The following is a 21,714-nucleotide window of genomic DNA, read 5'->3' as shown; positions in this document are numbered from 1 at the left end:
TTTTTTATGTTAATTTGAGGCACTCGAGAAAGAAGCTACACCAGATAAAAGAGCAAAAGCCTTTCATCGCAGCATTACTAATCAGGACGAAAGCCGTGACGCGCCCTAATAATGATAATAATACGCATCGCCAGCAGCACACATATTGCCAATCAAGCCAACAGCCAATGACGGCTAACATCCTTAAGCGCCTATCGATTACAGCAAGCCTTTGTTTTGCCGCTAGCTTACTAACTGCCTGTCAGTCGACCCAGCCAACGTCACCGCTTGAGCGTGACCAAAGCGCCAACATTACCCAAATACAGGCCATGGCGCGCTCAGAGGTAATTAGTAATGTCAGCTACGATTTAACCTTTAATATCACTGACGAAGCGCGCTTTAGCGCAAGCTCCAAAATTAACTTTGACCTTGCCCATACAGACACGCCACTCACTCTGGATTTAACTCAGGCGCAAATCGAATCTTTTGTGATTAACGGCAAGCGCATTTACCCAAACTATAACGGCGCCTACTTCAAGCTAAACCCTGCCTTATTAGCCCGTGGCAATAACAGCATTGAAGTAAAATTCAATCGCGCATACAACACCAATGCTGGAGGTCTGCAGCGCTTTGTTGACCCAGTTGATGGCAAGGTTTACCTACACTCTCACTTTGCACCTGCCGACGCGCAGCAAATGTTTGCGGTATTTGACCAGCCCGATCTTAAAGCGCAATTTACCCTTAGCGTAAATGCCCCTAAAGACTGGCAAGTGATCAGCGCCATGCGCGAAACTCAGGTAATGGATAATGGCAGCAGCAATACCTGGGTATTCCCACAATCGCCAAAGCTTAGCCCGCATAACTTTTCGATGCATGCTGGCCCGTATCGCATCTGGCAGGACAGCAGCGGCAAATACCCAATGCGCCTATTCGCCCGCCAGTCGGTTGCTGAGCACGTACCGCATCAAGACTGGTTTGCGTATACCAAACAAGGGCTCGCGTTTCTTGACGACTATTTTGCTATTGAATACCCGTTTAAAAAGTACGATCAGGTTTTAGTACCAGATTTACCCTCTGATACAACAAACAAAAGCGCGATAAAAAACGCGGCGGTCACCACCTTTGCGGAAGAACATTTCTTACATCAAGGGCAAATGACCAACACCCAAAAGCAAAGTCTTGCTGGCGCAATTATGCAAGGGGTGACACAGCAATGGTTTGGCAACCTCGTCACCATGAAGTGGTGGAATGAGTTATGGCTTAATGAGTCCTTTGCCTCATTCATGGGTACACTAGCGCTGAGCGAAAACGCCGAGTTTAGCAATGTCTGGCGTAGCTTTTATGCTACAGACAAACAAAGCGCATACTTTAAAGACAGCCTAGTAACCGCTAAACCACTGCAAGTACCAGTCGCAGCAATCTTCGACGCGTTTGATAGCACTAATGTATTTACCGACCACAAAGGTGCATCTGTGCTCAAACAATTAAGGTACTTGCTGGGCGAGGAAACATTCCGCCAGGGTGTAAACTACTATCTAAGCCAATTTAGCTACCAAAACGCTACCCTAGATGACTTCATCAACAGCCTGGCAACCGTTGCTAAGCGCGATTTAAGTCAGTGGACACAAGACTGGCTATATCATGCTGGCACTAACACCATTAGCGCTGAATACGTTTGTGGCAATGGCAAAATTAGCGAATTCAATCTACTACAGTACGCCGCAAGTGATGAGTTACCAACGCTCAGAGAACAAAAAGTGCAAGTGGGTTTGTTTAATCAGCATCGACACGGTATTGATAAAGAAAAGCTCATCACAGTCACCTACCAAGGTGAGAGCACTTCAGTACCAGAGCTTATAGGCACTAGCTGCCCTGATTTAGTTTATCCAAATATCAACGACTGGGGTTTGTCAAAGTCGCCCTAGATAAGCGCTCGTTTAACACAGCAACTGCGCAGCTAAGCAATATCAAAGATCCATTATTACGCTCTATGCTGTGGCAAAGCATGTGGGACAGTGTGATTGACGGCCATATTGGTATCGACCGCTACATTAATGTCGCCATGGTCAACGTACCACTTGAGACTGACTACAGTATTCTCAGTCAGGTGGTTGCCAACCTAAAACAAGCAAAAACCTATCTCGATAGAATGACGCCCAGCCACAAAGCATATACCGCCAAAGTGACCAAAGCGCTAGGGCAAGTGAGCCTGCGCATGGTAATGCAGAACCAGCGTGATAGTGATCTTCAACGCCGCTGGTTTAATGCTTACATTCAGTTCGCCCAATACAGTCAAGCGTTGGACCATTTAGATGACTTACTGCGTGGCCATACGCAAATTGCTGGAATAGAGCTAGATCAGACTACTCGCTGGCAAATCATTAAACAGTTAAATCGATTTGCTACCCCAACAAGCAAGCGCTGGCTCGCTCAAGAGCGTAGACAAGATAATTCAGCTACTGGACAAGAAGCAGCAATTGCTGCCGAGGTAAGTCGCCCAGATGCCAATGCCAAACGCCAGTGGTTAGCCCGAATTAAGCACGACAATAGCTTAAGCTTTGCCAAAAAACGTATTGCGATGAATGCGCTATACCCTAGTGAGCAAAAGCACTTTAGTCAGGCGACAGCAGAGCAAAGATTAGATGAGCTAAATGAGTTTGAGCAAAAAGGTATCGTGTTTATGCGTAGCTTCAATCAAAGCTTAATCCCACTGACCTGTAGCTCAGATAATATTGAGCGACTTACTCTAGCCATTAATCACTCCCAGGAGTTGAGCGCAATGACAGTGCGAGCACTTCAAGAAGCAAGACAGGAAGAACACCGCTGCGTTGATATGAAAGCTAAGCTGCAACCTTAAGCTGTAGCTACGAGTTTTACGGCGTATGATTGAAGGGCTTTCTTAAAGGATCTTAATTAATAGCGCTTGATTAAAGGCACTGGAGGACAGCGGCGTTGTGAAAGGCTATTGGTACAAACGCTAGCGCCTAAGCTCAAAAGTCATCATCACCGGAGCGTGATCGGTACTGTCTTTATCGCGCTCATAATCAGGCTTAATCAAATGACGATCAAAGGTTTGATAATCCACCACCTGAGCAAGATTTTGCAGTGCAGCAGGATTAAACTCGCTCGACACTAAAATGTAATCTAACACCGAGCCGACATTACCGTAGTAGTGCGTTGCACTGCGCTGGGAAGCACTATGTGACTCAAGCTGATTAAGCTCATCAAGGCTAGTTTCAAACTCATCCTGCGCCAGAGTTTTATTACATCTCGCTCCTTGGAAATGCAGCTCGTAACTATCAAACACCGCAAACTGCTGCAGACTCGCTTTAAGCTCGGTATCTGACTGTTTAGCAAGGTTTGCATCACTAATATCACTGCGGAAAATTCGCTGCGATTGCCGAAAAGCCGAAAACAAATCACTGGCCAGCTTGTCGTTAAAATCGCCCATCAATACATACGGATTTGTCGACTCAAAACGGCGTGCGAGCATGGCATAATAAAGCGCTGTTGCCTCACTGCCACGCTGCAGGCTTGCGCCCCATTTCCCAAGTACTTGTTTAGCAACAAACTCCGCAGTACCAGTCATCGAACTTCGATATTCGAGGTTATCATCTAATTGATTCCGCTTAGATTTAAAGTGGATAACATAGCAATCAAGCGCGCCAAATTCTGGCAGTTCAACCGTTGCCCTGAGTGGTCTGCGACTAAAGCTAAAATCACGGCTTAATCCCATTAGCTCGCAGGCATCCTTATCAATACTAACCTCGCCAAAGTCGGTGATAGGAAAGCGCGATGCAAACGCCACCACAGGGCTTTTGTAGGTGTAATCATTCACCAATGTTGGCTCATCAATTACTGCAAAATGCGGGTAACCATTGTCTTTTGCCCAGGCTGCTAACGCCTGCGGGCTAAACACTTCTTGAAAGCCAATCATGTCTGGGTTTGCTGACGTTACCCAATCAGAGAACCAGGCTAACTTACCCTGCCACTGCGCTTGGGTATAGATGTTTTCAAAGTCATAAAACGCTGCCGGTGGCTCAATAAAATTAAACAGATTAATACTGGCAACACGGTATCGCTTAGCTGACTGATTCAAACTAGAGTGCGGCAAGGTTATTCCCTTCAACAACATAAAAAAGTTACAAAATACAAGTAACAAAAATCAAGTAACCAAAACCTGATAACAATAAACCAAACAACAAAAAGCTGTATTAAACAAAGGCGATAATCAACAAATTTCAGCAAGTTCAAGTTTATCACAAGCGACTCATTGCTAAGGTTTTTTATTAACTTCAATACGGCCTAATTAACACCTAGATCGAACAAGTATGTAGATTTTTTGAACTTTTCAAAAAACCAAGGCGTATAGATTCCTCGACGATTTTCAACCAATGGCTTAAACAAGCCTTTAAGAGGAATTATCCCATGAAACGGATTTACCCAATTGCACTAGCTGCTTCACTTATCGCGCTTGCAGGTTGTAGCGATGACGACAACGACGTAATTACAATTGAACAAGACGAACCGCAGACAATGGCTTATGTGAGAGTCATTCATGCTGGTAGCGATGCACCAAAGGTCAATGTAAACGTCAATGGTAGTCAATTACTTGCAGATGTCGATTACGCTATGTCGAGTGGACTTATCCAAGTCGATACAGCGACTTATGATATTGACGTAGATGCGATTCTTGCTGACGGAACCACGGCAACGGTACTTGAGACTAATCTAAGTACAGAAGCGGATATGGAATACACCGCCGTAGCTGTTGGTAGTGTGGCAGAAGAAACTTTAGCGTTAAAACTCATCGCTAACCCAATGGCAGCCATCGCTAGCGGTTATGCTCGCGTTCAAGTGCTTCACGCCGCGGCAGATGTTGGTCTAGTCGACATTTACGTAACTGAGCCAGGTGCAGATATCGACATGATGTCGCCAACACTCAGCGCTAACTACATGGACAATAGCGAACAATTAGAGCTAGCAACGGGTGACTATCAAATCCGTATCACGGCTTCAGGCATGAAAGATGTAGTTTACGACTCTGGCACTATTACTCTTGGTGATATGACAGATTATCTCGTCAGTGCCATCACCAATACCTGGTCAGGTGATGCACCAGTAGCCCTGCACATCGCATTAGTTGAAGGCCAAGTTATTGTGAACGATGCAAACAGCGGCGCTGATTTACGTGTTATTCACGCGGTTGCTGATGCGCCTGAAGTTGACGTATTTTTAGATGACGCGACCTCTCCAGCGGTTGATATGTTGGCGTTCAAAGCGTTCACTCCATATGTGAATATCCCAGAGGGCATGCACACAGTGACAGTTGCAGCCGACGCCGACAATAGCGTAGTGGTCATCGATAAAGCGCCAATCGAGCCGATGATTGGCATGAGCTACAGCGCCTTTGCAGTTGGCTCACTGTCTGATGACATGATTGAACCGCTAGTGCTGATGGAAGACACTCGCCGCGTTGCTACTGAAGCTAAGCTTAATGTACTTCATAGTGCTTACAGCGCACCAGAAGTCGATATTTATCTAACAGATTCAGCTGACATTTCAGAGGCGACACCAGCGCTAACCTCAGTACCTTTTAAAATGGCGTCAGGTAGCCTTTCAATTGCACCGGGCAACTACACAATTTCAGTCGCCGTTGCCGGCACTAAAACAGTCGCAATTGGTCCACTTGATGTCACGCTTGAAGCTGGCGGCATTTATGGTGTTGCAGCAGTTGATAACATGGGCGGTGGTGCACCATTTGGTGTGATCTTGCTTGATGACTTTAACGCTGAGATGTAGCTCTAGGAGACTTTTGTAAAGTTCCCTGCTGATGATTATTCAATTTGAACCTTGAGTTAATTTGTTTTGGCGATTGGTATTAGTTTTACTTGATCTCAATGTTAAGTACAAACGTAATAAGTTTTGTTCGCACAGTACTTTTGGTTGTACTCGTCATTAAAGGCAAACTAATACCTCGCTCTGAGCAGACGTCATTAATCATCACCTTTGTGCTTGCCCACCCAGCAAGCACTTTTTTATGTCTGAATGAAACTGGCATTAATTGAAAAAGAGGTACATTCATGAATCCAGTCCACCCTAAAAAACTTCTCAATAGTAAATGGACCGCTTCTAAACCGGTTAACAAACTCAAACACTTCAGTGTTTGTCAGGTTGAATATGACGAAGACCAAAAAGTCAGCTTGTGTATATTGCGTGCAGAGTATAACGCTGAAGAATTAGCAATTGATTGGCGACAACTAAAAGACCCAACCTTATGGCGTCAAGGTTGGGTTTAAGATTAACAATGCGACAGCAAACGATTAAACCAACTTTGGCGCCAATGACTCTATGGTATTTAGCGCGGTATCGATTTGCGTATCGGTGATATAAGGTGCTGTACCTAAACGCAATTGATCGCCGCGGCTATCGGTTAATACATTATTTTGCGCCAGCAGCTTCACCCACTGCGCGGCTTTTGGTGTGGTAAGTGACAAGAAACCTGCGTTATCACCTAGGCTATGTTTTGGCAAAAGCAAACCACTGCGGCTCTCACCGATTGCCTCAATACCCTGCCACAAGCGTTTAATTTGCGCCTGATTAATTTGTCTTAGCTCAATATCATCAAGCTGCTGCTCAGTTAGAAAGTCGAACACAGCCGCTGCGCGGTAGTGACTTGTAGGGTCGTAAGTTGAGCCTGCAAATGCTGCTTGCCCTGCACCATAACCCACTTTGCCAGGCGCTTGATCAAGCACATCAAACTCTGCATACCAACCTGTGATAACAGGGCTCCCCTGATAGTCAGCAGGAATACGCATAAAGCAATTGCCTTCACCCGCCTGACAGTATTTATAACCGCCACCAACCACAAAGGCGCTTTCTAGCTCCCAGGTTTGCAGGTTAAACGGCACCACGTTGAGAGCATGATAAGCATCAACTAAACAAGGAATATTCAGATTGTGAGCCGCTTTAGCAACCTGGCCCACATCATAAAAAATCTGGCTTGAATTAAAGAACACTGCCGATAACATCACAGCATCGGTTTGATTGTCTAGCTTATCAATCACCCGCATAGCCAGTGTGTCACTAGGCTCAACCGGCACAACGTCAATCTGGCAGTTTAACTCTTGTAGACGCTGCAATTGACGGCGCAGCGAATGAAACTCGCTATCTGTAGTGACGATTTTCAGCGGTCGTGAACTGGCTTTGGCTTGCTTGAAATAATCAAGGTCTGACATAAAGCGCAATATCAACTCATGGGTTGATGAGCCTAGCGCAATTTGGCCATTAGCCTCGCCCATTAGTGTGCGATAAAAGTCACGCACTTCATCAGCCTTAGCAAGCGCTGCGCCCCACTTTTCATCAACATGTTTGGCCGCATCGTCATAGCACTGTAGTACACCTTGACGGGCAACATCAGGCCAAGCTTGATGTGAATGGCCTGAGAGTAAAATACGCTCGCTAACATTAAAGTCGCTATAGTGAGCCTGTAGCTGCTCAGCGGTTAATCTTGGCATGGATAATTCCCTATTTATATGGTTCATAGCTATGTGCTAATGGCAGCGATTACAACTGAGTACGCAGCTCAAATAACTCGGGGAAGAAACTGATATCCAGCGACTTCTTCAAGAACTCAACACCCGATGAACCACCTGTGCCCGCTTTATTACCAATAATGCGCTGCACTGTGTACATGTGTTTAAAGCGCCATTGTTGGAAACTATCTTCAATATCCACCAGCTTTTCTGCCAGCTCATACAGTTCAAAATGCTCATCTGCGTTTAAGTACACACCTTTCCAAGCTTCAAGCACTGAGGCATTGGTTTGATAAGGCTGAGTCACATCACGGTTCAATTGCTTATCATCAATTGCAAAGCCTTTTTGCTTGAGAGTTGCAATGCACACGTCATACAGACTTGGGGCTTCAAGCACTTGTTTTAGCTCTTGATAAATGACGTCATTACTCTTGTGCACCTCTAGTAACTGCGAATTTTTATTACCAAGCAAGAACTCGATTTTACGGTAGCCATACGACTGAAAACCTGACGAATGACCTAGAGCATCACGGAATTTTAAGTAATCAACTGGCGTGAGTGTCGCCAAAATATTCCAAGATTGTGTCAGCTGATTGAGGATTTGTTTGACTCGTGAGATCACCTTAAATGCATGACCAAACTCACCGCGCTGCAAGTTACCTACGGCGCAAGTAAGCTCATGTCCGGCAAGCTTTAGCCATAATTCACTCGCTTGATGGATAACAATAAACAGCATTTCATCGTGCTGATCTGACAGTGGATGCTGCGCCGATAAAATTTGCTCAAGACTGAGGTAATCGCCATAAGACATATCGTCTTTAAAATCGGTGTGGATAGAAGCTTCCATCTCACGAAAATTAGCTGTAGGTTGCGAGGCTGATGATGCGGCATCGCTTGTAGGGGCTGACTTATGACCAAGAGGGCACGCCATGTTCTGCTACTCCTTGTAGTATGCGTATAGGTCAATGCGCACCAGATTATTATTTTTGTATTCGCTATTGATAGATAGCTTAAAAGGAATTAGGCGCATTGTTCATGCGCCTAAATTATCACGCACCATGACATCTTCATAACTTAGGCAAACATTGGCTGTCAGCTAAGTTTTACAGGCTATAGGCCTTTTGATGAGTGAAAGCATAGGGGAATTGGCGGTCATCGCTACCAATGACCATGACAAGTACTTAAGCCAAGTACTTAAGACAAGTACTAAGACAAATACCAAAGCAATTAGCGCAAATGATTAAGCGCGTCGACAAGTGAGCTAGGGTTGTTAACGCCTAAATACACCTTGTCGCCAGAGTTAAGAACCAATTCAACATTGGGTGCGCCGGTCAGGTTGTAACGCTTAATACCTTTGCCGCGTTTTATATACTCCTTATTAAGATTAATCTCGGCAATATCTTCATAAGCTATGTATTGAGGGTTCCACACACTGTAACGCACAATCAATTTGTCGCGTTTTAGCGATACCGGCCGCTTGCCTAGTGCGCGATATTCGGCAATAAAAAATACCATACCAATCAAGGTTAATACGCTAACGACTGTGGCAGCCCAAGGCGAAACCATATAGTGAAGTAACAAGTGCACAATTGGCAGCTCAAACAACATAATCATGATAAAACCAAGTTGATTTGATTGAGTACCATCTTTTAAATCACTGTAAAAATGCCACTCACCTTCAAAGTGCTGCGGCTTAACCTTATGAGCGAACAACAGGTAACTCCATACTCTGGTTTCCACCATCAGCAAACGCCCCACGGCCTCTGGCACAGCGGAAAAATAGCGGCAGATAGAATCTTTGATTGCTTGATCTAAATCTTGTTCGCGAATAAACGCAGCTTTGATCGCCCACACCACAGTTGCAATACTGAGCAGTTCTAACAACACAAAACCAGCAACGAGCGCGTATCGCAGTGACTCAAACCAAGGCCAGATACGTTTCTCAGTTTCAGGAATAATAAAGCTACCAAGCAAAACTAGCAGCGAGCAGTATACCAATACCTTAAGGGCTGCCTGCTTAGTGTCACGAATATAAACAAAGCAAACCAAAGGCACAGTAATAAACACATCGACTAATAGCAGCCATTCAGGTCTATCCTGACCAAAGTCATTTAACGCACTATCAGCCAGGTAGAAGTAGCTCCAAAACAGACTTATCACAGCCAAAACTAGCAAAGGTAGCCGCTCTCGGTTATGACTGGTTATCAGGCTTAAGTTCATGACTCCTCCTTGTGGCTCTTGGCTCTTGTTTCTAGCTGCTGACTCTAGCTTTTGCCCCTTGCTTGCCCTTTTAGCTGTGACTATTCCTTATGTTCCCACTGGCTTTATAAGCCAATTGAAACCTGTCACAGCCAACGGCTTGAGCAGCTATAAAAAGTCACAGATTTCTTCTAACGATTTTTTCTCAAGCGCATGTGCTGGCACAGTGGCATCTTCAGCGGGGTAGCCAGCAACAATCAGCATGTATGGGCGCTCATTATCGTTATCGCGACCGCACACTTTCGATAAAAAGCTCATCGGTTTTGGCGTATGGGTTAAGGTGCCAAGGCCTGCATTGTGCAACGCTTGCAGTAAAAAGCCGGTCGCTATACCTACGGATTCATGCACATAATAATTTTGCTTTTGCTCCCCATTATCTTCACTGCGCTTTTTAGTAAACACGGCAATTAACCAAGGGGCATGCTCTAAATAGGGCTTGTTGGCATTGGTGCCTAAAGGCTTTAAGTTATCTAACCACTCTTCACCACCCCGGCCACCATAGAAGGCTTGCTCAATCGCTTCTGCTTGCTCACGAATCTGCGACTTCACGCTAGGGTTATTGATTGCCACAAAATGCCACGGCTGGTGATTAGCCCCATTGGGCGCAGTACCAGCCGCTAGAATACATTGCTCGATAATCTCTTGTGGTACCGCACGATCTGAAAACTTACGAATAGAATGACGACGCTTAACCTGCTGATAGTTTTCCTCGGCACGTTTGATCATTTCATCTTGCGGGTACTCAATAAAGTCCGTTAGCGGTAAGTGTTGTTCACTCATGACAATTCCTTGTTTATCTTGCTTTGTTGTTATCTGAAATCAGTGTTTTAAGTTTGAATGAGCATTTAAATTCACGAATGCGGCTGACCGCGACGCAAGCGCTACTCCTAAGAGCTGCAAGAGCACTTGAGTTTAGTGATAGGCTCTAGATTAAAAGCGTTGCATCTAAGCTAACAAAGCTATTATGAAAGATCATATTTAATTAGCAGCAAACAGAGCTTAAAATTTGCATCTTGAGTACAGAAACACAAAAGGTAATCTATGAATGCGGCAATTGTTGGTGCCACAGGCTTGGTTGGCAGTGCCATGTTAAAAATGCTTATTGAGCTACAGCGCTACAAATGCGTGTTTGTCATAGGCCGGCGTCAACCACAATGGCTATCTCAGTATGCTGAAGCACTTAAACAATCCCAACAAACTTTGGTGGTGTTCATTAAAGCTGAAATAGCCGACTTCCCCAATCTTGAGCTTGATGAGCCGATCGACACTCTGTATTGCGCTTTAGGTACAACCATTAAACAAGCTGGCTCACAAGACGCATTCATTGCTGTGGATAAAACAGCCATAATTGATATCGCTTCACGTGTTATTCAAATGAACCCAAACGCTAATAAACTGGTGCTCGTCAGCGCTCATGGCGCAAGCGCAGAGTCAAAAGTATTTTATAATCGAGTCAAAGGGGAAACGGAGCAAGCTGCAATAGCGCTTGGCTATCAACATGTAGTGATACTGCGGCCAAGTTTACTCATAGGAAAACGCAGCGAAACAAGAATACTAGAAGATATAGGTCAATCAGCATCACGCTACTTTGCCCCAATATTTCGCGGCCCGTTGCTTACAATCAAACCCATTGAGCATCAACAAGTTGCCGCTGCTATGTTGTATTTCTCAATGCACGCCCAGCAAAGTGTAGAAATCGTCAGCAACAAACAAATGCATTTGCTCGCCGATAAGCTGGCGGCGTTTAGTTAAATCATCGGACAACAAGAGTTGAGTTCAGGGCAGACTGTTAAATAGATAATAGAAGCTTTGCTTTAACAGCAAGTAACACTTAGCTTATGTTCTAGCCGGTTTATGTCCAAAAGTACGCTATATGTTTACGTAGCAAAAGTTCATTCAAAAACCAACCACCTTCAGAAACTATTTCCCCCAACCTAGACAAATCTAAAACTCCTATAGCACTCAGTCGCACTGACATTTAAAGTCTTGAAAAAATAGATGCTTTCGTCGATTTTATAGGGATGAGCTCGCTGCGTGCTTTAAATGTCATTGTAACGTGAGCTAATTATTAGAGCTAAAAGCCCTGAAGATAACTGGATATAACAAGCAAAGTCATTTTTGATGATAACCGCCCACTCAAGCCGTGGTTTAGAGGCAAAACAAAAAAGACGACCTAGGTCGTCTTTTTCATTTGCTTTAAGGCTAAGCTCTAATCACCAAAGTCATCGAGTAAGATGTTCTCTTGCTCAACACCTAGGCTTTCTAGCATATTGATAACCGATGAGTTCATGATTGGAGGGCCACACATGTAGAACTCGCAATCTTCTGGCGCTTTATGCTGCTTGAGGTAATTCTCATACAGCACGTTATGAATAAAGCCTGTGTAGCCAGTCCAGTTATCTTCTTCAAGGGATCTGATAGAGCCACATGCCACTCAAAGTTTTCGTTCTCTGCAGCCAGTTTATCGAAATGATCTTGATAGAAGATCTCACGCTTAGAGCGCGCGCCATACCAAAAACTCATCTTACGCTTGGTTTTAACGCCTTTAAGCTGATTAAAGATGTGTGAGCGCATCGGCGCCATACCTGCACCACCGCCAATGAATACCATTTCAGCGTCAGTTTCTTTTACAAAGAACTCACCAAATGGCCCTGAGATAGTGACCTTATCACCGGCTTTTAAGTTAAAGATGTATGATGACATTTGCCCCGGTGGTAAACCTTCTGCTGGCGGCGTTGCGATACGCACGTTCAGCATGATTAGGCCTTTCTCTTCAGGGTAGTTTGCCATTGAGTAGGCGCGCAGCACGTCTTCATCCACTTTCGATACTAGGTCAAACAACCCATATTTTTCCCAGTCGTCGCGATACTCAGCAGGAATATCAAAGTCGCTGTATTTTACCTCATGGGCTGGCGCTTCAATTTGAATATAACCACCCGCCTTAAACAATACTTCTTCGCCTTCAGGCACTTTAAGCAGTAGCTCTTTAATAAAAGTCGCCTGGTTATTGTTAGAAACAACCTCACACTGCCATTTTTTAACGCCGAAGATTTCTTCGTCGACCTCAAGCTCCATGTCAGTGCGCACCGCAACCTGACAAGCTAAACGACAGCCCTCTTTAGCCTCTTTTTTGGTGATATGCTCAAGCTCAGTCGCCAGAATATCACCGCCTCCAGATTTTACAGTTACCCGGCACTGGCCACAGGTACCACCGCCACCGCATGCCGATGGAATAAAGATATTTTTACCTGCTAGCGCACCTAGCAGTTTTTCACCCGCTGGCGTTTGCAGGCTTTTGTCGTCGTCGCCATTAATTCCAATGGTGACATCGCCAGTATTCACCAGCTTACTTTTGGCGAATAAAATCACCGCAACCAACACACATACCACAGTGGTAAACATGCCGATACCAATTGCCATTTCCATTTAATCTACCTTCTAATAATGCATTAACGAGTAAGGCGCGCCTTACAACGAAATACCAGCAAATGACATAAATCCAAGTGCCATTAGCCCTGTGGTGATAAAGGTAATGCCGATCCCCTGCAATCCGTCTGGAATTGCATGGAACTTCATTCTCTCACGCAAACCTGCCAACAACACAATGGCAACAGCCCAACCTACGGCACTGCCGCCAGCAAATACGACTGACTCAGTTAAGTTGTAGTCGCGGTTACTCATAAACAACACGCCAGCAAAAATAGCGCAGTTTACGGTTAGCAGAGGCAAGAAAATGCCTAGCGATTGATGCAGGGTTGGCAAGTAACGCTCAAGGAACATCTCTAAAATCTGCACCAGTGCAGCAATCACACCAATAAAGGTGATCAGCTTTAAGTAGCTAATATCAAGCTCAGCCATACCCGCCCATGCCAGTGCGCCAGGCTTTAATAGGTTGACGTAAATGAGCTGATTCACAGGCACAGCAATCAGCATGACAACAATCACAGCGATACCCAAGCCAAAAGCAGTAGAGACTTTTTTCGATACCGCCAAGAAGGTACACATACCAAGGAAGAACGACAGCGCCATGTTGTCGATAAACGCGGCCTGAATAAATAAATTAATATAATGTTCCATGATTAACCTCGCTTACGCTGAACAACGCGAATTGCCCAGATCATCACGCCAATCAAGAAGAAAGCACTTGGCGGCAAAGTGAACATTTCATTGGCAAGATACCAGCCACCGTTTTCCACGGTTTTGAATATCTCAGCGCCAAACAAGGTGCCTTTACCCAGTAGCTCACGCACAAAGGCAACACCAAGTAAAATCACACCATAACCTAATGAGTTACCTGCGGCGTCAACCAGTGCCAAATGCGGTGGATACTTCATCGCAAAGGCTTCTGCGCGCCCCATGATGATACAGTTGGTGATGATCAAGCTGACAAATACAGATAGCTGCTTTGACAACTCATAGGCCACATCTTGCAGCACCATATCGACAATAATCACCAAAGAGGCAATTACCGTCATTTGCGCAATAATCCGCACACTATTAGGGATGAAATTGCGAATGGTGGAGATGATGAGGTTAGAAAACACCAATACAAAGGTGACTGCCAGCGTCATAACTAGCGCGGTTTGCATTGAGTTACTGACTGCCAGCGCCGAACACACACCCAACACCTGCATAGCAACAGGGTTGTTAGTGAATACTGGCGTGAGCAATAAGTCTTTATTGGTAATCACTTTATTCATTACTGACCTCCCGCACTAGCAAGCTGGTTAAGGTAAGGCTGATAACCCTCTGGCCCAAACCAGAAATGCACCGCCTTTTGAATACCTACGCCGGTACGAGTCGCACCGCTCACGCCATCAACGCCGTGAACATCGCCCTCTTTCGCGCCGCCTTTAATCACTTTAATGGCAACCTTACCTTTGCTATCAAATACTTGCTTACCTTGCCACTTACCTAACCAGTCAGGATCAGTCACAAAATCAGCAATGCCAGGAGTTTCACCATGCTCGTAGAAGGTAATACTGCCAACGGTATTAAAGTCTGGCTCTATTGCCACATAGCCATAAAGAATTGACCATAAACCTTTACCGTAAATTGGTAGCACCAAGCGAGATAACTTGCCTGACTCGTCATACACCTCAAACACACGCACTTGATTAGCGCGGCGCTTGATTTTAGCTAAGTCTTTTTTCGGCTTAGTTGAGGTTTCAGGGTTAATTGCTGCCATACGCTCATCAAAATCAAGAATGTTTTCTTGCTCGCTAAGCTCGCCTGTCTCTAGGGTTAACAGCTTAGGTTTAACACGGTCGGCAAACAGAGTTTGAAAATTGCCCGCATTGCTGTCAACCCCTGCTGCACTAAGCACAATTTGTTGTAGCTCATTGCGTTTTTTCACCAGCTTGCGCTCTTTAAGCACCTCTGCGGTACCTGTGATCATAAATGAGCAAACAAGACTAAGGCTGATAACAAACACCATGGTGCCTAGCACTGAATCTTTATTTAATGCCATGACGTTTAAGCCTCCGCTTGATATTGGCGCGCGCCACTAAGTAGTCGAAAATCGGTGCCCATAGATTGGTAAACAAAATCGCCAGCATAATGCCCTCAGGCAATTTAGCGTTCATGCAGCGAATAAGAATGGTCATGAAACCAATCATGGCGCCATAAGCATATTTAGCATTACGGGTGTACGAGGCCGTCACTGGGTCAGTCGCCATAAACATCATACCGATGGCAAAGCCACCTGTGACTAAATGCCAAGTCCACGGCATCGCGTAGAGCGCGTTTTTGTTAGAGCCAACCAGATTAAAGATAACCGTAGTCGCAATCATGCCAAGCATAACGCCCGCGACAATACGCCAATCTGCCACGCGGGTTAGCAGTAAAATACCACCACCCAACAGCAGTAATAGCGTACTGGTTTCACCAACTGAGCCAGGAACAAAACCTAAAAAGCTGTTCCACCAATTAGCATCACTAAACACGCTGTACCAGCTAGTGTCAGCAAAAATCATCTTCTTACTGGCAGCAGCCATGCCTAAAGTCGTCGCGCCAGAGTAACCATCAACCGCAACAAACTGACTGATAGCAGCGACTTCACTTGGGTAGCCAAAGTAAATAAAGGCATAACCTGCCAGCGCTGGGTTTAAGAAGTTATAACCCATGCCGCCAAACATCTCTTTAGCGACAATCACGCCAAAGGTGACACCAAGGGCAATAATCCACAGCGGTGTTGATACCGGCAAAATGAGCGAGAACAATAGCGCGGTTACGAAAAAGCCTTCGTGCAGCTCTTGCCTTCTTACCCGAGCGAAAACCACTTCCCAGAACAAGCAAACCACTAGCGTGACTAGGTAAATAGGGACATAAAAGCTGGCGCCATAAATGAACTTACTAACAAAGCCAGACTCCGCAGTTAGCTCACCAAAAATGGCGTTAAATAAAAACAGCTGCCAACTTGTTGATTGGCTTGCACCATCAACAATGGCAACCTGCGCTTGCACGCCTAAGTTATACATACCAAAAAACAAAGCAGGCAGCAGACACATGCCGACAATGTGCATAGTACGTTTTACATCAATGGCGTCACGTACATGAACGCGACCTTTGGTGCTGCGACCGTGGGCAATCCACAACGAGCGCAAATAGGCGCGCATTGAGCCACCATGAGCGTAGTAGCTGTCTTGTACGTTTGGTTTTTTATCTTGCTTACTCATTAACCTTCCCTCTCGATAATGTCTAAACAAGCACGTAGCTCTTTACCAAAATCGTACTTACCTGGACACACAAAAGTGCACAAGGCTAAGTCTTCTTCATCCAACTCCAACGCGCCCAATAGCTGAGCTTCATCAGTATCACGCACTACAAGGTCGCGCACTAACAAGGTTGGCAGAATATCTAGCGGCATCACCCGTGCCAGCTGACCAAAGGCCATCATGGCGCGCGCAGAGCCACCAGCATGAGTGGTGAATTGGAATAGTTTGCGGGTGCGGCTAAAGCCAGACATCATCAAGCCAGTTAGCGAGAATTTTTCACTGTCAGGTTTTACCCAAGGTAGAACTTGCTGACCGTAATCTTCTGTCAGCACGGATATTTGCATATGGAAGCGACCAAGGTAGTCATAAGTATCTACTGCAGTATGGCCCGATAAGATAGAGCCTGATACTACGCGAGATATACTATCGTTTAGCTCACCAACAACCAGTTCAGATAGTTTAGCCCCCATTTGCATGCGCACATGACGAGGCTTAAGCACGTTTGGACCAGCTAGAGTAACTACACGGTCGGTGTAAAGCTCGCCAGTTAAGAACAACTTGCCGTAAGCAATAACGTCTTGATAGTTCAAATGCCATACCTGACGTTCAATGCTCACAGGCAGCAGCATGTGGATGTGAGTACCAACAAGACCTGCTGGATGAACACCTGCAAATGGATACAACTCAACACCGTCAATTGCCTGTTCAATTAGCGGCGCGTTATCGTCTTGGCACAAATAAACTTGACCACTGGTAAGCTTGGTAAGCACCTTAAGACCAGCTTCAAACGCAGCTTGCTCTGCAGCAATAATCGGTCTTGGATCAGCAGCCAATGGATTGGTATCAATAGCGGTAACAAAAATGCCAGCGGCTTCAGCGTCAAGTTGCGGAACGCGCGAAAATGGGCGAGTACGCAGCGCTGTCCACAAGCCTGAGTTAACAAGGTTATCAACTACTTGTTGTTTTTCTAGCTTGCTGACATCGCCAATAGCATCAAAGCTCAGCGCCTGTTGCTCACTATCGCAATCAATAACAACCGACTGTAATACGCGGCGTTCGCCGCGATTGATTGCACTGACAACACCACTTGCTGGCGCGGTAAATTTTACGCCTGGGGTTTTCTTGTCTTCAAATAGCAACTGGCCTTTTTTTACATGGTCGCCCTCTTCGACTGCCATGGTAGGTTTAAGACCAACGTATTCTTCGCCAATCAATGCAACTTGGGTGGGTGGAGTTGCCACATCAAGCTGCGCGCTTGGTTCACCCGCAATCGGGATATCCAAACCACGCTTGATCGTGATAACGGGTTTTGCAAAACTCGCCATTAAAATCACCATCCTGATAAAATAGATGGGCTAATTTTAATTCCTTGTTAAAAACTTTTCCTGATCGAGTTCACATTACCAGCGCTTTTTGTAATTTTAATACACCAAACCCCAGCCTAATTGTGACCATGGTCATGCAAAAACGTCGATTTACGGCCATTTTTGTAGTATTAAATACAAAAACTGCTTTATTTAGCAGTAACTTATGTACTTTTGACTGATGTTTTCGCCTGTAAGCAAGCTAAGTCATCAGACACTAGCTTGTAATTGACCGCCGTCCATATGGTAAATCTCATCCATATGCTCTAATGCGGTATGTCTGTGGGTGATCATTAACAAGGTTTTGTGACGAGCAAAGTCTAACAGCAAGGCCATAATATCTCTCTCGGTTGCCTTATCTAACCCTTCAGTTGGCTCATCAAGTAACAACAAGGGTGCATCGCGCAGCAAAGCTCTAGCCACACCAATGCGGCGGCGCTCACCTCCTGATAACTGCCTGCCACCTTCGCCAATCCACACATCCAAAGGTTTGTCAGCCTCTAACAATGTATCAAGGCCAACTTGCTTAAGCACGGCGACAAACTTGTCATCATGGGCTTTGCGCTTCTCGCCTTTTACATAAGGCATAGCTATGGCTAGGTTGTCACGCAATGTACCAGCAAATAGATGAATACGTTGGCTAACCAAAGTCATAGATTGGCGCAGCTGCTGTTCAGTAAACTGCTCGATAGCTTGGTCATTTAGCTTGATGCTGCCCGCCTGCGCCTGCCACTGACGGGTGATGAGGTTGAGCAAACTCGACTTACCACAGCCAGTTTTCCCCAAAATAGCCACCTTGCTACCAACATTAAGCGTTAACGACAAACCGTTTAGTACCTTGTTGTTATCAACTACGCTTTCTAAGTGATTCCCATTATAGGCAAAATGAATTCCGCTTAACTCAAGGCTCACGGCGGGTGAGTTTGTAGAAGCGCTTTTCTCGGTCGATGAGCTAGTCGGTTGCAGGGGAAATTGAATATCACTTTGCTGAGCAGTGACCTGATTTAAGCGTTTCGCAGCCAACACAGTTGACGATAAATGCTGAAATGCGCCAGCTATTGGCATCAACATTTCTAGGGTTGCCATCGCGGCAAACACCACCATCGCCATCATAGGTCCTGGCGGTACATACTCACCTACTCCTTGACTTGCCATAAACAAAATCAAAGTCACAATCGCGCCATTGGCAGCAATTACCATCGCCTGACTTAGCCCGGTAATCGTCGCCATTTTCGCTTGCGCATCAAATAATGCCTGTTGTGATTTGACTAGTTCAGCCTGATAGCGCTTATTGGCATTGAACAAGGTCAGCTCTGCCTGTCCTTGAATAATATCGAGTAGCTTAACGCGGTAGTGTTGACGGCTAGTAATTAACACCTCGCCAGGTTTGCGGCCCAATTGATAGAACACCACGGGCACAATTAGCCACACGGTAAGCAGCGCACTGCAAAGCGCGTTGGCAATGGCCAGATCAAACCAAGCGATAAAGGCGTACAACCCAGCAATCATCAATAGTGATGCCGCCATAGGCGTAAGCAAGCGCAGATATAAGTGATCTAGGGTATCAATATCTGCCACTAGGCGATTAAGCATGTCACCTTGGCGCAGCGACTGTAGGTTTTTATCCGATAGTGGTAATAGCTTTTGCCACGCCCATACTCTTAATTCAGTTAGTAGCTTAAAAGTGGCTTCATGAGTCGCAAGGCGCTCACCATAGCGACTCGCAGTTCGGGCGATGGAGAAAAACCTCACTCCACCTGCAGGTGTGAAATAGTTAAACGCTTGAGCTGCTGCTACGGTTAAACCAGCCACAGCGGTGGCGGATAAAAACCAGCCCGACAACGACAATAAACCTATCCCAGTTACTAACGTGGTAAAGGTCAGCAATAAGCCCACGCCCATCATGACCCATTGACGGCTAAACAGCTTTATAAAAGGCAGTAGAATTCGCATTACACCGCCTCCTTGCCAGCCACAAGCCGCGCAAATAAACCCGCCTCATCGGCAACCAACTCTTGATAACTGCCAGCCTGAGTTAGCTTTCCCTTACTAAGTACCAAAATTTTGTGCATGTCGCTTAACTCATCGAGCCTGTGAGTGACTGTGATGCAGGTTTTAGCGCTAATGGCTTGATTGATCGATTGCATTATTTGCATTTCACTGTGCTTATCTAAACTCGCCGTTGGCTCATCAAGTACAAAGACACTGGCATCTTGCGCAAATGCGCGCGCTAAAGCGATACGCTGCGCCTGACCAACCGAAACACCTGCCGCTTGATCGCTAATAGGCGCATCTAACCCTTGATGATGCTGAGCAACAAAATCAGCTAACTGAGCACGGCTAAGCAAACTCAAAATTTGCTCGTCAGTTAACTCAGGGTTAGCTAGCGCGACATTATCTCGCAGCGTGCCGTGGAATAGCTGTGGGTCTTGCCCGAGCCAAGCAAGATGTGAACGCCACTTAGCCAATGGAATTTGCTTTAGCTCAACACCATTAATCTTTAGTGAGCCTTGATATGGCAAAAAGCCAAGCAGTGCGTTAATCAGGCTAGTTTTACCCGCACCACTTGGGCCAACCACAGCCACATGCTCACCCGTATTCACCTCAAATGACACAGGCCCAAGCAGACACGCACCATCCTGACTAAAGACTTTTAAATCCGTAGCAGTAATCGCAACAGTAGCTAGGTCGATTTGATCCTGCGGCGTGCTCAACATGTCTTTATCTGGGCTACTGCTACTATTCGCTAAATAAGTCTCGGGCGTTTCCAATAGGTCAACTAAGGACTCTGCTGCACCAATGGCTTGCGCCTTCGCATGATAATGTGCACCTAAATCCCGCAGGGGCTGATAAAACTCAGGCGCCATGATCAACACAAACATGCCTGTGAACAGGCTAATTCCAGCCCCATAGTGACCAAAATTGAGATGACCCAAATAGCTAAAGCCAAAGTAAACGGCTAGCACGGCGATTGACACCGCGGCAAAAAACTCCAGCACAGCCGAGCTTAAAAATGCCATTCGCAGCACGGCCATGGTGCGAGTACGAAAATCCTCTGATGCCTGCTCTATCTTGCCAAGCTCAGCTTCAGCACGGTTAAATAGCTTGAGGGTTGCCATTCCCTGCAGGCGATCCATAAAGTGACCGCTTAAGCGTGCCAATGCGGTAAAGTTTTTGCGATTGGCATCAGCTGCGCCCATCCCAACTAAGATCATAAACAGCGGAATAAGCGGCGCAGTTGCCAGCAAGATTAACCCTGCAGCCCAATTGAGAGGAAACACACAGGCCAAGATAGTGATAGGAATAAAACCAGCTAGGATCATTTGCGGTAAGTACTTAGCATAAAAATCATGCAAGTCTTCCACCTGCTCGAACACGATACTTGCCCACGCCCCTGCTGGCTTACCTTTAATGAACACTGGCCCTAAAGCGATCAGCTTGTGCAGCACAGCCTGTCGAATATGCTCACGTAAGCGCCTGCCCGCTTCAAACGACACCCGCTCGCGCCCGAAAGCCAATATCGCGCGCAGGCCAAACAAGCCAATTAGCGAAATAAAATAGTGACTTAATTCAGATACCGCTAGCTGCTGCATAATAACGCCATCGAGAATAGTGGCTAAACAATAAGCCTGAGCAACAATGGCAAAACCGTTGAGAATACCTAATAAGATCGACAGCTTAAGGAAGTGACCACAGGCGCTTTTTTGGCCCCTAAGCCACTGGGTGAGAGATTTTTCTAACGACTTATCCATAACGTCCTAAATAAGTAGGCGGGCGATTATCGCGCAAGTATCGCAATAGTTATGCTGGGTTAACACCAAAAACCACATAAGTGTTAACTAACTCACATAAAACACTAGC

15 protein-coding genes and 2 pseudogenes are annotated in these 21,714 nt (G+C 45.7%); 4 read left to right on the top strand and 13 right to left on the bottom strand.

Going from position 1 to position 21,714, the window contains the following annotated elements; genetic code table 11:
• Positions 1 to 167 precede the first annotated feature (167 nt).
• Positions 168 to 2,836: pseudogene (gene pepN / locus EXU30_RS13635) on the top strand (aminopeptidase N).
• A gap of 120 nt (positions 2,837 to 2,956) precedes the next feature.
• Here pepN and EXU30_RS13630 read toward each other — a convergent pair.
• Positions 2,957 to 4,093, bottom strand: coding sequence for an endonuclease/exonuclease/phosphatase family protein (locus EXU30_RS13630; protein WP_242620211.1), 1,137 nt, complete (start codon positions 4,091 to 4,093; stop codon positions 2,957 to 2,959).
• 314 nt (positions 4,094 to 4,407) lie between these two features.
• Between EXU30_RS13630 and EXU30_RS13625 the strand changes: the two genes are divergently transcribed.
• Both EXU30_RS13625 and EXU30_RS13620 read left to right on the top strand, forming a co-directional pair.
• Positions 4,408 to 5,781 (top strand): DUF4397 domain-containing protein, encoded by a 1,374-nt coding sequence (locus EXU30_RS13625; RefSeq protein ID WP_130600913.1) that lies wholly within the window; start codon positions 4,408 to 4,410, stop codon positions 5,779 to 5,781.
• A gap of 281 nt (positions 5,782 to 6,062) precedes the next feature.
• Positions 6,063 to 6,278 (top strand): TIGR02450 family Trp-rich protein, encoded by a 216-nt coding sequence (locus EXU30_RS13620; protein WP_130600911.1) that lies wholly within the window; start codon positions 6,063 to 6,065, stop codon positions 6,276 to 6,278.
• Between the two features lie 24 nt (positions 6,279 to 6,302).
• On the opposite strand, the gene EXU30_RS13615 is transcribed toward EXU30_RS13620, so the two are convergent.
• From EXU30_RS13615 to EXU30_RS13600, 4 genes are all read right to left on the bottom strand, one after another.
• Complete coding sequence (locus tag EXU30_RS13615) at positions 6,303 to 7,496, bottom strand: aminotransferase class V-fold PLP-dependent enzyme (RefSeq protein WP_130600909.1); 1,194 nt, start codon at positions 7,494 to 7,496, stop codon at positions 6,303 to 6,305.
• Between the two features lie 49 nt (positions 7,497 to 7,545).
• Positions 7,546 to 8,445 carry a tryptophan 2,3-dioxygenase gene (gene kynA, locus EXU30_RS13610; RefSeq protein WP_130600907.1) on the bottom strand — a complete coding sequence of 300 codons (900 nt, stop codon included), beginning with the start codon at positions 8,443 to 8,445 and terminating at the stop codon, positions 7,546 to 7,548.
• Positions 8,446 to 8,741: 296 nt separating this feature from the next.
• The gene (locus EXU30_RS13605; protein WP_130600905.1) at positions 8,742 to 9,734 is read right to left on the bottom strand and encodes a hypothetical protein; all 993 of its coding nucleotides are present in this window, start codon (positions 9,732 to 9,734) and stop codon (positions 8,742 to 8,744) included.
• A gap of 147 nt (positions 9,735 to 9,881) precedes the next feature.
• Complete coding sequence (locus tag EXU30_RS13600) at positions 9,882 to 10,553, bottom strand: nitroreductase family protein (protein WP_130600903.1); 672 nt, start codon at positions 10,551 to 10,553, stop codon at positions 9,882 to 9,884.
• A 261-nt stretch (positions 10,554 to 10,814) separates the two neighbouring features.
• Here EXU30_RS13600 and EXU30_RS13595 point away from each other — a divergent pair, with 261 nt between their 5' ends.
• Positions 10,815 to 11,525: a Rossmann-fold NAD(P)-binding domain-containing protein gene (locus EXU30_RS13595; RefSeq protein ID WP_130600901.1), complete on the top strand. Its 711-nt coding sequence runs from the start codon at positions 10,815 to 10,817 to the stop codon at positions 11,523 to 11,525.
• Between the two features lie 457 nt (positions 11,526 to 11,982).
• On the opposite strand, the pseudogene nqrF reads toward EXU30_RS13595, so the two are convergent.
• The 8 genes and pseudogenes from nqrF to cydD form a co-directional block, all read right to left on the bottom strand.
• Positions 11,983 to 13,199 (bottom strand): annotated as a pseudogene (nqrF, locus tag EXU30_RS13590) (NADH:ubiquinone reductase (Na(+)-transporting) subunit F).
• Between the two features lie 42 nt (positions 13,200 to 13,241).
• Complete coding sequence (gene nqrE / locus EXU30_RS13585) at positions 13,242 to 13,850, bottom strand: NADH:ubiquinone reductase (Na(+)-transporting) subunit E (protein ID WP_130600899.1); 609 nt, start codon at positions 13,848 to 13,850, stop codon at positions 13,242 to 13,244.
• A 2-nt stretch (positions 13,851 to 13,852) separates the two neighbouring features.
• Positions 13,853 to 14,473, bottom strand: a complete 621-nt coding sequence (locus tag EXU30_RS13580) for an NADH:ubiquinone reductase (Na(+)-transporting) subunit D (RefSeq protein ID WP_130600897.1) — start codon at positions 14,471 to 14,473, stop codon at positions 13,853 to 13,855.
• Positions 14,473 to 15,243, bottom strand: a complete 771-nt coding sequence (locus EXU30_RS13575) for a Na(+)-translocating NADH-quinone reductase subunit C (RefSeq protein ID WP_130600895.1) — start codon at positions 15,241 to 15,243, stop codon at positions 14,473 to 14,475. Before EXU30_RS13575 ends, EXU30_RS13580 begins: the two co-directional genes overlap by 1 nt.
• Positions 15,230 to 16,450 (bottom strand): NADH:ubiquinone reductase (Na(+)-transporting) subunit B, encoded by a 1,221-nt coding sequence (locus EXU30_RS13570; RefSeq protein ID WP_130600893.1) that lies wholly within the window; start codon positions 16,448 to 16,450, stop codon positions 15,230 to 15,232. The genes EXU30_RS13575 and EXU30_RS13570 overlap by 14 nt, the downstream gene beginning before the upstream one ends.
• Positions 16,450 to 17,814 (bottom strand): Na(+)-translocating NADH-quinone reductase subunit A, encoded by a 1,365-nt coding sequence (locus tag EXU30_RS13565; protein ID WP_130600891.1) that lies wholly within the window; start codon positions 17,812 to 17,814, stop codon positions 16,450 to 16,452. Before EXU30_RS13565 ends, EXU30_RS13570 begins: the two co-directional genes overlap by 1 nt.
• 249 nt (positions 17,815 to 18,063) lie before the next feature.
• Positions 18,064 to 19,806, bottom strand: a complete 1,743-nt coding sequence (cydC, locus tag EXU30_RS13560; RefSeq protein ID WP_130600889.1) for a heme ABC transporter ATP-binding protein/permease CydC — start codon at positions 19,804 to 19,806, stop codon at positions 18,064 to 18,066.
• Positions 19,806 to 21,605: a heme ABC transporter permease/ATP-binding protein CydD gene (cydD, locus tag EXU30_RS13555; protein ID WP_130600887.1), complete on the bottom strand. Its 1,800-nt coding sequence runs from the start codon at positions 21,603 to 21,605 to the stop codon at positions 19,806 to 19,808. Before cydD ends, cydC begins: the two co-directional genes overlap by 1 nt.
• Positions 21,606 to 21,714 lie beyond the last annotated feature (109 nt).

The sequence above is a fragment of the Shewanella maritima genome, from assembly GCF_004295345.1.
GTDB classification, from domain to species: Bacteria; Pseudomonadota; Gammaproteobacteria; order Enterobacterales; family Shewanellaceae; genus Shewanella; species Shewanella maritima.
This window is presented reverse-complemented; position numbering and strand designations above follow the sequence as displayed.